Annotated in this window: 2 protein-coding genes and 1 pseudogene; all 3 read left to right on the plus strand. The window is 74.4% G+C overall.

Annotated features, from left to right (window positions below; all coding sequences use genetic code 11):
* Positions 1-2,923: type I polyketide synthase (locus AQI88_RS41605; RefSeq protein WP_208616089.1), on the plus strand; the 2,923-nt coding region annotated here is incomplete at its 5' end.
* Between the two features lie 137 nt (positions 2,924-3,060).
* Positions 3,061-8,580, plus strand: a pseudogene (locus AQI88_RS41610) (type I polyketide synthase); the annotation flags it as partial.
* 50 nt (positions 8,581-8,630) lie between these two features.
* A partial coding sequence (locus AQI88_RS41615) for a type I polyketide synthase (protein ID WP_067010973.1) occupies positions 8,631-15,660 on the plus strand: 7,030 nt, incomplete at its 3' end.

A 15,660-nucleotide genomic window follows, 5' to 3' on the forward strand; every position in this document is an offset into this window, starting at 1 on the left:
TGTGCCGGTGGACTGGAGTGGCGTACTCCCGGCCGATGCGGCCAAGTCGGCTCCGGTCGACCTGCCGACGTACGCCTTCGACCACCAGCACTACTGGCTCCACACGGCACCGACCGCCACCGACGTGGCCTCCCTCGGGCTGGCCGGGACCGATCACCCGCTGCTCGGCGCCGTGGTGCGGCTGCCGCAGTCCGACGGTCTGGTGTTCACCTCGCGGCTGTCGCTGAAGTCGCACCCCTGGCTGGCCGATCACAGGGTCGGCGGCCTGGTCCTCATCCCGGCCACCGGGCTCCTCGAGCTCGCCGTACGGGCCGGTGACGAGGCCGGCTGCGGCATCCTGGAAGAGCTGGTGACCGAGGCGCCGCTCGTGGTGCCCGAACAGGGTGGCGTGCGGGTCCAGGTCGCCGTGGGCGGGCCGGGCGAGAACGGCTCGCGCACCGTGGAGATCTACTCCCAGCGCGAGGACGCGTCCGGTGACGGGGAGACGTGGACGCGGCACGCCACCGGACTCCTGGCGGTCTCGGCCTCGACCCCTGCGACGGACTTCGACCTCGCGGCCTGGCCGCCGGCCGGCGCCGAGCAGGTGGAACTGAACACCGGCGAGCTGTACGAGGGTCTGCTCGAGCGCGGCTACGCGTACGGCCCCGTGTTCCAGGGCGTGCGCGCCGTGTGGCGGCGCGGCGAGGAGCTCTTCGCCGAGGTCGCCCTGCCCGACGAGGCGCGCAAAGAGGCCGGGAGCTTCGGCCTCCACCCCGCGCTGCTCGACGCGGCCCTCCAGGCCGGGACGTTCGCCTCCTCGGCGGACACCGCCGAGGAGGAAGCCGGGCAGCCGGTGATGCCGTTCTCCTGGAACGGCCTCGTGCTGCACGCCGCGGGTGCCTCGGCGCTGCGGGTGCGGGTCGCGCCGAACGGTCCGGACACGCTGTCGGTCGCGGCGGCGGACCAGACCGGCAGCCTGGTCCTGACGATGGACTCGCTGGTCATGCGGGCGGTGAACATCGAGCAGCTGGGTGCCTCCGCGGTGGAGGAGAGCCGCGACTCGCTGTTCGCGGTGGAGTGGACCGAACTGCCCCCGGCTCAGGTGTCGGAGCCCGCGCCCGCGTGGGTGCCGGTGGCCACGGCCGACGACATGGCGGCGCTGACCGCGAGCGGCGGCCTGCCGGCGGTGGCGGTCCTTCAGGCCGTGGGCGGTGACGGCGAGGACGCCGTGCTCGCCCTGTCCTCCCGGGTCCTCGAGGTGGTCCAGGCGTGGCTGACCGCCTCCGGTCCCGAGGAGTCGCGCCTCGTGGTGCTGACCCGGGGCGCGGTGCCTGCCGGCGCCGAGGGTGCGGTGACGGACCCGGCCGGAGCGGCGGTGTGGGGTCTGGTGCGCGCCGCCCAGTCCGAGAACCCGGACCGCATCGTCCTCCTCGACACCGACCCCGGTGCCGAGGGCGGCGTGGAGCCGGTGCTGGACTCCGTCCTCGCCGCGGTGGTGGCCGGTGGCGAACCGCAGCTCGCGGTGCGCGGCACGGCCCTCTCCGTGCCCCGGCTCGCCCGGGTGAGCACTCAGGCAACCGATGCGGAAGCGGTGTTCAAGGAAGGCGGGACCGTCCTGGTCTCGGGCGGCGGCTCGCTGGGCGCCCTCGCGGCCCGGCACCTGGTCGCCCGGAACGGCGTTCGCCACCTCGTCCTCGCCAGCCGTCGCGGCCCGGACGCCGAGGGCGTGCGGGAGCTGGTCGCCGAGCTCACCGAGCAGGGCGCGACGGTCTCCGCCGTGGCCTGTGACGTGTCCGACCGCGAGCAGGTCGAGGCGCTCCTCGCCTCGGTGCCGCGGGAGCACCCCCTGCGCGGTGTGGTGCACACGGCCGGTGTGTTCGACCCGGGCGTGATCGGGGCGCTGAACGCGGAGCGCCTGGCCAAGGTGTTCGCGCCGAAGGTGGACGCCGTACGCCACCTCGACCAGCTCACGCGCGGCCTGGACCTGGATGCCTTCGTCGTCTACTCCTCCGCTTCCTCCGTCTTCATGGGCGCGGGCAGCGGCGGCTACGCGGCGGCGAATGCCTTCCTGGACGGGCTGATGGCCCACCGCCGCGCGGCGGGCCTGCCCGGGCTCTCGCTGTCCTGGGGTCCGTGGGAGCAGGTCACCGGCATGGCCGGGAACATCGACGACCTGACCAGGACCCGGATGAGCCGGCGTGAGGGGCGTGGCGGAGTCCTGGCGCTCCGGTCCGCCGAGGGCATGGAGCTGTTCGACGCCGCGTTGGGGTCCGAGCAGTCGCTCCTCGTGCCGGTCAGCCTGGACCTGCGGGCCGTACGTGCCGACGCGGCGGCGGGCGGCGGGGTGCCGCACCTGCTGCGCGGCCTGGTCCGCGCGGGCCGGCAGCAGGCGCGGAGCGCCGGCAGCGGCGGCGAGCAGCGACAGCTGGCCGACCGGCTGGCCGGGCTGCCCGCGGCGAAGCAGGAGGCGCTGCTCCTCGACGTGGTGCGCGCGCAGGCAGCGGTCGTGCTCGGGCACAGCGGGCCGGAGAGCGTCCGAGTGGACATGGCGTTCAACGAGGCCGGGTTCGACTCGCTCACCTCGGTGGAGCTGCGCAACCGGCTGCGTGAGGCGACCGGTCTGAAGCTGCCCGCCACGCTGGTCTTCGACCACCCGACGCCGCTGGCGCTCGCCCGCTACCTGCGGGCCGAGCTCGCCGTCGACGAGGCGTCGCCCGCCGACGCGGTGCTGGCCAACCTCGCCGGTCTGGAGGCGGTCATCGAGTCCGCGGCGCCCGACGGGGAGGCCCACGACCGGATCACCGCACGCCTGCGGGAGCTGCTGCGGGCAGCCGAGGCGGCGGCCGCCGCCGGCCCGGGCACGGGCGGCGCGGAGGCGTCCGACGACGACCTCGACAACGCCAGCGACGAGGAGCTGTTCGCGCTCTTCGAGCAGCTCGACTGATCCGAGTCCGTGCGGGTCGGGCCGTCCGGGCCCGACCCGCACGGCCCCGCACAGACGGTGCGGACACCCACCCACGGCAATCGCACACATCCACCACCTGGGGGTTGAATCAAGTGGCTGACGAGGCAGAACTCCGCGACTATCTCAAGAGGGCCATCGCAGACGCCCGTAGCGCACGCAAGCGGCTGCGCGAGGTCCAGGACCAGGCGCGCGAGCCGATCGCCATCGTCTCCATGGCGTGCCGGTACCCGGGTGGTGTCTCCTCGCCCGAGGAGCTCTGGCAGCTCGTCGCCGACGGCGCCGACGCCGTCTCCGACTTCCCCGACGACCGGGGGTGGGACCTGGAGGCCCTGTTCGACGCCGACCCGGACCAGGCGGGCACCTCGTACGTCACCCAGGGCGGCTTCCTGAAGGGCGCGGGCCTGTTCGACGCGGGCTTCTTCGGGATCTCGCCGCGGGAGGCGCTGGCGATGGACCCGCAGCAGCGGCTCCTCCTGGAGACCTCCTGGGAGGCGCTGGAGCGGGCGGGCATGAACCCGGCCTCGCTGAAGGGCACCGACGTCGGCGTGTTCTCCGGCCTGTCCGGCCAGGGCTACGGCGCCGGTGCCGGTGTGGTGCCCCCGGAGGTGGAGGGCTTCGCGGGTACGGGGGCGTCGTCCTGCGTGGCATCGGGCCGAGTGTCGTACGTGTTCGGCTTCGAGGGCCCTGCGGTCTCCCTCGACACGGGGTGCTCCTCGTCCCTCGTGGCCATTCACCTGGCCGCACAGGCACTGCGGCAGGGCGAGTGCTCGATGGCCCTGGCCGGCGGCGCGATGGTGATGTCGACTCCCGGCTCCTTCGTGTCGTTCTCGCGTCAGCGCGGTCTGGCCAACGACGGCCGGTGCAAGGCGTTCGCGGACGCCGCGGACGGAATGGGCCTGGCCGAGGGCGTGGGTGTCGTACTCCTCGAGCGGCTCTCCGTGGCGCTGGAGCGCGGACACAAGGTCCTGGCCGTGCTGCGCGGCAGCGCGGTGAACCAGGACGGTGCGTCCAACGGCCTCACGGCTCCGAACGGTCCCTCGCAGCAGCGGGTGATCCGCAAGGCGCTGGCCCATGCGGGGCTGAGCCCGGCGGATGTGGATGTCGTGGAGGGCCATGGGACGGGAACGACTCTGGGCGACCCGATCGAGGCGCAGGCGCTGCTGGCGACGTACGGCCGGGACCGGGATCCCCACAAGCCGCTGTGGCTCGGCTCGTTGAAGTCGAACATCGGGCACACGCAGGCCGCCGCGGGCGTGGGCAGTGTGATCAAAATGGTGGAGGCGCTCCGGCACGGGATCATGCCGCCCACGCTGCACGTGGACGCGCACACGTCCCAAGTGGACTGGTCCGAGGGTGCGGTGGAGCTGCTGACGGAGGCCCGGGAGTGGCCGCGCAACGGTGCTCCGCGCCGGGCCGGTGTCTCCTCGTTCGGCGTCAGCGGGACCAATGCGCACCTGATCCTGGAGGAGGCGCCCGCCGAGGAGGCGCCCGCTACGGAGACGGCGCCTGGTGGTGTGGTGCCGCTGGTGGTGTCGGCGCACCATGCCGGCTCGCTGTCGGGGCAGGCCGAGCGGCTCGTCTCGTTCCTGGAGTCCGGTGCCGACCGGGCATCGCTGACGGACATCGCCGGCGCACTGGTGACGGGGCGTGCGGTGCTGGCCGAGCGTGCGGTGGTCGTCGCCGGCTCGGACGAGGAAGCGCTCGAAGGGCTGCGCGCCCTGGCGCGCGGCGCAAGCGGGGCCAACCTGCTTGCCGGCAGCGCCGGTTCGGGTGGGCCGGGCAAGGTGGTGTGGGTGTTCCCGGGCCAGGGCTCGCAATGGGCCGGTATGGGCCGGGAGTTGCTGGAGTCGTCGCCGGTGTTCGCCGAGCGGATCGCGGAGTGTGCGGCTGCTCTTGAGCCGTGGATCGACTGGTCCCTTGTTGACGTGCTGCGCGGGGATGCCACCCCGGAGCTGTTGGAGCGGGTGGATGTGGTGCAGCCCGCCAGCTTCGCGGTGATGGTCGGCCTGGCCGCCGTCTGGGCGTCCGTGGGAGTCGAGCCTGACGCAGTGCTGGGGCACTCGCAGGGCGAGATCGCGGCCGCGTGCGTGTCCGGCGCGCTGTCGCTGGAGGACGCGGCCAAGGTGGTGGCGCTGCGCAGCCAGGCCATCGCGTCGCAGCTGGCGGGGCGTGGCGGCATGGCGTCCGTGGCCCTGACTGAGGGCGAGGCTGTCGCGCGTCTTGAGCGTTGGTCGGACCGGGTCGAGGTCGCGGCCGTCAACGGCCCGTCGTCTGTGGTGATCGCCGGTGACGCCGAGGCGCTGGACGAGGCACTTCAAGCCCTCTCGGACGACGGTGTCCGGGTGCGGCGCGTCGCGGTGGACTACGCCTCGCACACCCGCCACGTGGAGGACATCCGCGAGACTCTGGCCGACACCCTCTCCGGCATCGATGCCCAGGCGCCGACGATCCCCTTCTACTCCACGGTCACGGGCGCATGGGTCGACCAGGCCGACGTCCTGGACGGCGACTACTGGTACCGCAACCTGCGCGGCCAGGTCGGCTTCGGCCCGGCCGTGGCCGAGCTGATCCGCCAGGGCCACGGGGTCTTCATCGAGGTCAGCGCCCACCCGGTCCTGGTCCAGCCGATCACCGGGACCCTCGACGAGAGCGGCGCCGACACCGGCACGGTGGTGACCGGCACGCTGCGGCGCGAGGAGGGCGGCCTGCGCCGCCTGCTGACCTCCATGGCCGAGGTGTTCGTACGCGGCATCCCCGTGGACTGGACCGGCACCCTGCCCGCCGGCGCCACGTCGGCACAGGTCGAGCTCCCCACGTACGCCTTCGACCACCAGCACTACTGGCTCCAGGCCACCGGGACCGGCGGCGACGCCGCCTCCCTGGGACTCGCCGGAGCCGATCACCCGCTCCTCGGCGCCATGGTCCGGCTTCCCTACTCCGACGGGCTGCTGTTCACCTCGCGCCTGTCGCTCAGGTCGCACCCCTGGCTGGCCGATCACGCGATCGGCGGCCTGGCGCTGCTGCCCGGCACGGGCCTGGTCGAGCTGGCCGTGCGGGCCGGTGACGAGGCCGGGTGCAGCGTCCTGGAGGAGCTGGTGATCGAGGCGCCCCTCGTGGTGCCCGAGCACGGCGGCGTACGGATGCAGGTCGCCGTGGGCGCACCTGCCGAGAACGGCTCGCGCACGGTGGAGGTGTACTCCCAGCGCGAGGACGCCCCCGGTGACGGGGATGTGTGGACGCGGCACGCCACCGGCACGCTGTCGGCCTCGGCCTCGGCTCCTGGCACGGACTTCGACTTCGCGGCCTGGCCGCCGCCGGGGGCGCAGCAGGTCGAGGTGGACGCCGCGGGCTTCTATGACGAACTGCGCGAGCGCGGTGTCGGCTACGGTCCCGCGTTCCAGGGCGTCCGCGCGGTGTGGCGGCGCGGCGAGGAGCTCTTCGCCGAGGTCGCCCTGCCCGAGGAACAGCGCAAGGACGCCGACAGGTTCGGCATCCACCCCGCGCTGCTCGACGCCGCTCTGCAGACCGGGACGTTCCGGGCCGTGGCGGACGCGCAGCCGCAGGAGGGAGCCGGGCAGCCGCTGCTGGCGTTCTCCTGGAACGGCCTGGTGCTGCACGCCTCGGGCGCCTCGGCGCTGCGGGTGCGGGTCGCCCCGAGCGGACCGGACGCGCTGTCGGTCGACGCGGCGGACGAGACCGGCGTCCTGGTCGTGACGATGGACTCGCTGGTGTCCCGGGCCGTTTCGGCCGAGCAGCTGGAGACGGCGGCGGACTCGGCGGCCGCCGACTCGCTGTTCCGGGTGGACTGGAGCGAACTGCCCCCGGTCCAGGGGGCGCAGCCCGCTCCCGCGTGGGTGCCGGTGGCCACCGCGGACGAGGCCGAGGCCCTGGCCCGGAGCGCCGAAGCTCCGGAGGTCGCGGTCCTTCAGGCCGTCGGGGGCGACGGCGAGGACGCCGTACTCGCCCTGTCCACACGGGTGTTGGGCGTGCTGCAGGCGTGGCTGGCCGCGGACGGCCTCGAGCAGTCCCGCCTCGTGGTGGCGACCCGGGGCGCGGTGCCCGCCGGTGACGGCGTGGTGAGCGACCCGGCCGGAGCGGCGGTGTGGGGTCTGGTGCGCGCCGCGCAGGCCGAGAACCCGGACCGGTTCGTCCTCCTCGACACCGACGCCGACGGACCGGGAGCCGTCCTGGGTGCGGCGCTGGCCAGTGGCGAGCCGCAGCTCGCGGTGCGCGGCACGGTCCTCTCCGTGCCCCGGCTCGCCCGGGTGGCCGCTCAGGCAACCGATGCAGAAGCGGTGTTCGAGGCGGGCGGGACCGTCCTGGTCTCGGGCGGCGGGTCGCTGGGCGAACTCGTCGCCCGGCACCTGGTCGGGCGGCACGGCGTACGCCACCTCATGCTGGCCAGCCGTCGCGGCCGGGATGCCGAGGGCGTGCGGGAGCTGGCCGCCGAGCTGACCGAGCAGGGTGCGGCCGTGTCGGTCGTGGCCTGTGACGTCTCCGACCGCGACCAGGTCGAGTCCCTTCTGGCCGCGGTGCCGGACGAGCACCCCCTGACCGGTGTGGTGCACACGGCCGGTGTGTTCGAGGCCGGGCTCGTCGGGACCCTGACCCCGGAGCGCCTGGCGCGGGTGTTCGCGCCGAAGGTGGACGCCGTACGCCACCTCGACGAGCTCACCCGCGGTCTGGAGCTGGACGCGTTCATCGTCTACTCCTCCGCCTCGTCCGTCTTCCTCGGCGCCGGCAGCAGCGGCTACGCGGCGGCCAACGCCTTCCTGGACGGGCTGATGGCCCACCGCCGCGCGGCGGGCCTGCCCGGGCTCGCGCTGTCCTGGGGCACCTGGGCGTACGCCACCAACATGACCACCCACCTGGGCGCCGACGACCAGGCGAGCATGAGCAGGCGCACCAGCCGCGACGGCGTCGTGGCGCTCACCCCCGCCGAGGGCATGGAACTGTTCGACGCCGCGCTCGGATCACAGGAGTCGCTCCTCGTGCCGGTCAAGCTGGACCTGCGCGGAGTGCGGGCCGGTGCGGCGGCCGGGGGGACGGTGCCGCAGCTGCTGCGCGGCCTCGTACCGGCGGGACGGCAGCAGGCACGGGCAGCGGCCGCGAAGGACGGCGACCTGCTGCGCCGGCTGTCCGGGCTCGCCGAGCCGGAGCAGGAGGCCATGCTCCTCGACCTGGTGCGCACCCAGGCCGCGGTCGTGCTCGGGCACAGCGGGCCGGAGAGCATCCGGCCGGACACCGCCTTCAAGGACGTCGGGTTCGACTCGCTCACCTCGGTGGAACTGCGCAACCGGCTGCGTGAGGCGACCGGTCTGAAGCTGCCCGCCACGCTGGTCTTCGACCAGCCGACCCCGCTCGTGCTGACCGGCTATCTGCGCGGTGAACTCGGTATCAGCGACGACGTGTTGTCCCGGGTCAACGCGAAGATAGAGGACGTCGAGTCGCTCATCGCTGCAGTGACCCTCGACGAATCCATGAGAGCCGGTATCGCGCTCCGCCTCCAGGGCCTGGTGGCCAGGTGTAATCAGGTCGTCGAGCAGACGGATGTCTCCACGGTGGCCGAGAAGCTGGACTCCGCGTCGGCCGACGAAGTCCTCGACTTCATCCATGAGGAACTCGGGCTCGTGTGAGACCGCTTCAGGGTATCCGGCTCCATCAACATTCTCGTGAGGACTGACGAATGGCCACGGACGAACAACTCCTCCAGACCCTCAAGCGCGTCACCACCGAGTTGCACAACCTGCGCAAGCAGGGCACGTCGCACGCGGGCGAGCCGATCGCCGTCGTGGGCATGGCGTGCCGGCTGCCGGGCGGGGTGACGGGCCCCGAGGAGCTGTGGCAGTTGGTGCGCGAGGGCCGCGACGCCGTGTCGGGGTTCCCCGACGACCGGGGCTGGGAGCTGGACGGCCTGTTCGACCCGGACCCCGACAACCCCGGCACCTCCTACACCGATCAGGGCGGCTTCCTGCGGGGGGCCGGCCTGTTCGACGCGGGGTTCTTCGGGATCTCGCCGCGTGAGGCGCTGGCGATGGACCCGCAGCAGCGACTGCTCCTGGAGACGTCGTGGGAGGCCCTGGAGCAGGCGGGCCTCGACCCGGTCGCGCTGAAGGGCACCGACGTCGGCGTGTTCGCGGGGGTGTCCGGCCAGGGGTACGGATCCGGGGGCAGCGGGGTCGCGCCGGAGCTGGAGAGCTTCACCGGCACCGGCGTGGCGTCGAGTGTGGCGTCGGGCCGGGTGTCGTACGTCTTCGGCTTCGAGGGCCCCGCCGTGTCCGTGGACACGGCCTGCTCGTCGTCCCTGGTCGCCATCCACCTGGCCGCGCAGGCGCTGCGCCAGGGCGAGTGCTCGCTCGCCCTGGCCGGCGGCGCGATGGTGATGGCGACGCCCGGCACCTTCGTGGTGTTCTCCCGGCAGCAGGGCATGGCCGCCGACGGCCGGTGCAAGGCGTTCGCGGACGGCGCGGACGGCATGGGCCTGTCCGAGGGCGCGGGCGTGGTGGTCCTCGAACGGCTCTCCGAGGCGCGCAGGCGCGGCCACCGGGTGCTCGCCGTCATCCGCGGCAGCGCCGTCAACCAGGACGGCGCGTCCAACGGGCTCACGGCGCCCAACGGCCCGTCCCAGCAGCGGGTCATCCGCAAGGCCCTGGCCGGCGCCGGACTGGTCTCGGCGGACGTGGACGTCGTGGAGGCCCACGGCACCGGTACGGCCCTGGGCGACCCGATCGAGGCGCAGGCACTGCTGGCCACGTACGGACAGGGCCGGGATCCGCAGAAGCCGCTGCGGCTCGGCTCGTTGAAGTCGAACATCGGACACACGCAGGCCGCCGCGGGCGTGTCCAGTGTCATCAAGATGGTGCAGGCGCTGCGGTACGGCGTGATGCCCCCGACCCTGCACGCCCAGGTGCCGACGACCGAGGTCGACTGGTCCGCGGGCGCGGTGGAACTGCTCAGCGAGGCCCGCGACTGGCCGCGCGAGGGCCACCCGCGCCGCGCCGGGGTGTCCTCGTTCGGCATCAGCGGGACGAACGCGCACCTGATCCTGGAGGAGGCGCCCGAAGAGGCGGAGCCGGAGCCGGCCGCCGGTCAGGCGGCACCCGCGGGTGTGGTCCCGCTGGTGGTGTCGGCGCGCAGCGAGGGCTCCCTGGCGGGCCAGGCGGAGCGACTGGCCGCGCACCTGGAGTCCGCAGGCGCGGTGTCGCTGCCGCACGTGGCCGGGGCACTGCTCGCACAGCGGGCGCTGCTGCCCGAGCGCGCGGTGGTCCTGGCCGGCTCGGACCAGGAGGCCCTGGCCGGACTCGGGTCGGTGGCCCGGGGCGAGCACGCGGCCGGTGTCGTCACCGGCAGGGCGGCCGGCTCGGGCGGACCGGGCAAGGTCGTCTGGGTGTTCCCGGGCCAGGGCTCGCAGCGCGCGGGGATGGGCCGGGAGCTGTACGACCGCCACCCGGTTTTCGCCCGGGCGCTGGACGAGGCGTGCGAGCAGTTGGACGCCTGCCTCGCCGGACGGATCGACCACCCGGTACGCGACGTGGTCCTGGGCAGGGTGCCGGGCAGCGCCGAGCTGCTGAACCAGACGGTGTTCACCCAGGCGGGCCTGTTCGCGGTCGAGAGCGCCCTGTTCCGGCTCGTGGAGTCCTGGGGCGTACGGCCCGACGCGGTCATCGGCCACTCGATCGGCGAGATCGCCGCCGCCCACGCGGCGGGCGTGCTGTCGCTGCCCGACGCGGCGCGCCTCGTCGCGGCCCGGGGCCGGCTGATGCAGGCCCTGCCGCCGGGCGGCGCGATGGTCGCGGTGGCCGCGAGCGAGGCGGAGGTCGCCGGCCTGCTCGGCGCGGGCGTGGAGATCGCGGCGGTCAACGGCCCGTCCGCGGTGGTGCTCTCCGGCGACGAGGACGCGGTCCTCGCGGCGGCCGGCCAACTGCGCGAGCGGGGGCACAAGACGAAGCGCCTCGTGGTCTCGCATGCGTTCCACTCCCGGCGGATGGAGCCGATGCTGGCCGACTTCGCCGCCCAACTGGCCGAGGTGGAGTGGCACTCGCCGAAGATCCCGGTGATCTCGAACGTGACCGGGCGCCTCGCCGCACCCGACGAGCTCGCGGGCCCGGAGTACTGGGCCGCCCACGTGCGCCGGCCGGTGCGGTTCGCCGAGGGGATCGCGGCCGCGGTCGAGCACGGCGGCGCGCTGTTCGTGGAGCTGGGCCCGGGCGCGGCCCTGACCGGCCTCGTCGAGGAGACGGCCACCGCCGCGGGCGCCGAGGCGACCTGCGTGGCGGCCCTGCGCGACGGCCGCCCCGAGGAGCAGACCCTGCTGGCCTCGCTGGCCGGACTGTTCGTGCGCGGAGTGCCCGTGGAGTGGGCCGAGGTGCTGCCCGCCACAGCCGCGTCGGCCCGCGTGGACCTGCCGACGTACGCCTTCGACCACCAGCACTACTGGCTCCGGACAGCCGATGCGGCCACGGACGCGGCCTCCCTGGGGCAGGCGGCGGCCGACCACCCGCTGCTCGGCGCGGTGGTGCAGCTGCCGCAGTCCGACGGGCTGGTGCTCACCTCGCGCCTCTCGCTGAAGTCCCACCCCTGGCTGGCCGACCACGCCGTCGGCGGTGTGGTGCTCGTCCCGGGCACCGGCCTGGTGGAGCTGGCCGTACGCGCCGGTGACGAGGCCGGCTGCGGCGTCCTGGACGAGCTCGTGATCGAGGCGCCGCTGGTGGTGCCGCAGCAGGGCGGTGTACGCGTCCTGGTCGCCGTGGGCGCACCGGACGGGACCGGCGCGCGCCCCGTCGAGGTCTACTCCCTGCGCGAGGACGCGCCCGGTGACGGGGACGCGTGGACGCGGCACGCCACCGGCACGCTCTCGGCCTCGGCTCCGGCCCGCGGCACGGACTTCGACTTCGCCGCCTGGCCGCCGCCCGGCGCCCAGCGGATCGAGGTCGGCGACTTCTACGCCGGCCTGACCGAGCGCGGCTACGGCTACGGCCCGGCGTTCCAGGGCCTGAGGGCCGTGTGGCGGCGCGGCGACGAAGTCTTCGCCGAGGCCGCCCTGCCCGAGGAACAGCGGGAGAGCGCCGACAGGTTCGGCATCCACCCGGCGCTCCTGGACGCCGCCCTGCACGCCGGGATGTTCGGCACCGAGGCGGATGCGGAGGCGGAGGACCCCGGACGGCCGGTCCTGCCGTTCGCGTGGAACGGCCTGTCGCTGCACGCCGTGGGCGCCTCCGCGCTGCGGATCCGCCTGACCTCCGCCGGGCCCGGCGCCGTGTCGCTCCAGGCGGCCGACGAGAGCGCCGGCCTCGTGGTGACGCTGGACTCCCTGGTGTCCCGGCCGGTATCCGCCGAGCAACTGGAGACGGCGACGGCCTCGGCGGTCGCCGACTCGCTGTTCCAGGTGGACTGGACCGAGCTGCCCCCGGCACAGATCACCGCGCCCGCGCCGTCATGGGCGCCGGTGGCCTCGGCCGAGGACGTGGCGGCTCTGGCGGGCAGCGCCGAGGTTCCGGCGGTGGCGGTCCTTCAGGCCGTCGGCGATGCCGGCGAGGACGCCGTACTGGCCCTGTCCGCACGGGTGTTGAGCGTGGTGCAGGCATGGCTGGCCGCGGACGGCCTCGACGACTCGCGGCTCGTGGTGGCGACCCGGGGCGCGGTGCCCGCCGGTGACGGCGTGGTGAGCGACCCGGCCGGAGCGGCGGTGTGGGGTCTGGTGCGTGCCGCGCAGGCCGAGAACCCGGACCGCGTCCTTCTGATCGACGCCGACCCGGCCGCCGATGACGGCGTGCTGCCCGTGCTGGGGCTGGTCCTGGCAGGCGGGGAGCCCCAGGTCGCCGTGCGCGGCACGGCCCTGTCGGCGCCCCGGCTCGCTCGCGCCGCCGGTCGGACCCCGGACATTTCCGAGGTGTTCACCCCGGGCGGCACGGTCCTGGTCACGGGCGGCACGGGATCGCTGGGTGCGCTGGTGGCCCGGCACCTGGTCACCGGGTACGGCGTACGCCACCTGGTCCTGGCGAGCCGCCGCGGCCCGGACGCCGAGGGTGCGCGAGAACTGGTCGCCGAGCTCACCGAGCTGGGCGCCGAGGTCTCCGTCGCGGCCTGTGACGTGTCCGACCGCGACCAGGCGCAGGCCCTGCTGGCCTCGGTGCCGCAGGAGCACCCCCTGCGCGGTGTGGTGCACACGGCGGGCGTGCTGGACGACGGCGTGATCGGGGCGCTGACCCCCGAGCGCCTGGCCAAGGTGTTCGCGCCGAAGGTGGACGCCGTACGCCACCTCGACGAGCTGACCCGGGACCTGGACCTCGACGCGTTCGCCGTGTTCTCGTCCGCCTCGGGCGTGTTCGGGTCGGCGGGCCAGGGCAACTACGCGGCGGCCAACGCCTTCCTGGACGGGCTGATGGCGGACCGCCGGGCGGCGGGTCTGCCCGGCCTCTCCCTGGCCTGGGGCCTGTGGGAGCAGGACGCCGGAATGACCGCCCACCTGGGCGACGCGGACCAGGCGCGGGCCGGCCGAGGCGGTGTCCTCGCGATCACGGCGACCGAGGGCATGGAGCTGTTCGACGCCGCCCTCGCCTCCGGGCAGGCGCTGCTCGTACCGATCAAGATGGACCTGCGCGGGGCACGCTCCGGCGCGGCGGCCGGCGGCGCGGTGCCGCACCTGCTGCGCGGCCTCGTACCGGCGGGCCGGCAGCAGGCACGGGCAGCAGCCGCGAAGGACGGCGACCTGCCCCGCCGGCTCGCCGGGCTCGACACGGCGGAACAGCAGGCGCTGCTCCTCGACCTGGTGCGGACCCAGGCCGCCGTCGTGCTCGGCCACAGCGGAGCCGACAGCGTCCGGGCGGACACCGCGTTCAACGAGGCCGGGTTCGACTCGCTCACCTCGGTGGAGCTGCGCAACCGGCTGCGTGAGGCGACCGGCCTGAAGCTGCCCGCCACCCTGATCTTCGACTACCCGACCCCGCAGGCCCTCGCCGTCTACCTGCACGAGGAGTTCGGGGACGCCGCGGCGGCCGGCACCCCCGCCGCGACCGCGGCCGCCGCCGCGGACCCCGACGAGCCGATCGCCATCGTCGGGATGTCGTGCCGGCTGCCCGGCGGGGTGACGAGCCCCGAGTCCCTGTGGCGGATGGTGTACGAGGGCCGTGAGGGCATGTCCGACTTCCCCGGGGACCGTGGCTGGGACCTGGAGGGCCTGTTCGACGCCGACCCGGACAGCGCGGGCACGTCGTACACCAGCCAGGGCGGTTTCGTCCAGGACGCAGGGTCCTTCGACGCCGCCTTCTTCGGGATCTCGCCGCGTGAGGCGCTGGCGATGGACCCGCAGCAGCGACTGCTCCTGGAGACGTCCTGGGAGGCCCTGGAGAGCGCCGGAGTCGACCCGACGTCCTTGAAGGGTACGGACGTCGGTGTGTTCTCCGGGGTGTCCAACCAGGGGTACGGGGCCGGAGTGGTCGCACCGGAGCTGGAGGGCTTCGCGAGCACGGGCACCGCGTCGAGCGTGGCCTCGGGCCGCATCTCGTACGTGTTCGGCTTCGAGGGCCCGGCCGTCACGGTGGACACGGCGTGCTCGTCGTCGCTGGTGGCGATGCACCTGGCCGCGCAGGCGCTGCGGCAGGGCGAGTGCTCGATGGCGCTCGCGGGCGGTGTGACGGTGATGGCTACACCCGTCAGCTTCGTGGAGTTCTCGCGCCAGCGCGGCCTCGCGGGCGACGGGCGGTGCAAGGCGTACGCAGAGGGCGCGGACGGCACGGGCTGGGCCGAGGGCGTGGGCCTGGTCGTCCTGGAGCGCCTGTCGGTGGCGCGGGAGCGCGGCCACAAGGTCCTGGCGGTGCTGCGGGGCAGCGCCGTCAACCAGGACGGCGCGTCGAACGGCCTCACGGCCCCGAACGGCCCCTCGCAGCAGCGGGTCATCCGCAAGGCGCTGGCCGGTGCCGGGCTGAGCCCGGCGGACGTGGACGTGGTGGAGGGGCACGGGACCGGTACGGCCCTTGGTGACCCGATCGAGGCGCAGGCGCTGCTGGCGACGTACGGCCGGGACCGGGATCCCCGACAGCCGCTGTGGCTCGGCTCGTTGAAGTCGAACATCGGGCACACGCAGGCGGCCGCGGGCGCGGCCAGTGTCATCAAGATGGTGCAGGCACTGCGGCACGGCGTGATGCCCCCGACGCTGCACGTGGACGCGCCCACCTCCCAGGTGGACTGGACCGCGGGCGCGGTGGAACTCCTGACGGAAGCCAGGCAATGGCCGCGCAACGGGCATCCGCGCCGGGCGGGCGTGTCCTCGTTCGGTATCAGCGGGACGAACGCGCACCTGATCCTGGAGGAGGCGCCCGAGGAGGCGGCGCAGCAGCCGCCGGCACCCGCGGGTGTGGTGCCGTTGGTGGTGTCGGCGCGCAGTGCCGGTTCGCTGTCGGGCCAGGCCGGTCGGCTTGCGGCGTTCATCGAGGACGCCGGTCAGGTGTCGCTGTCGGGTGTCGCCGGGGCCCTGGTCGCCGACCGGGCGCTGCTGAGCGAGCGCGCGGTGGTCGTGGCCGGTTCGGACGAGGAGGCACTGGCCGGACTGCGGGCGCTGGCGCGCGGCGAGAGCCCGGCCGGCCTGATCACCGGCAGGGTCAGCGTCTCGGGCGGACCGGGCAAGGTCGTGTGGGTGTTCCCGGGGCAGGGCTCGCAATGGGCCGGTATGGGCCGGGAGTTGCTGGACTCTTCGCCGGTGTTCGCCGAACGGATCGCGC

Source organism: Streptomyces cellostaticus (assembly GCF_001513965.1).
In the GTDB taxonomy this organism is placed as follows: Bacteria; Actinomycetota; Actinomycetes; order Streptomycetales; family Streptomycetaceae; genus Streptomyces; species Streptomyces cellostaticus.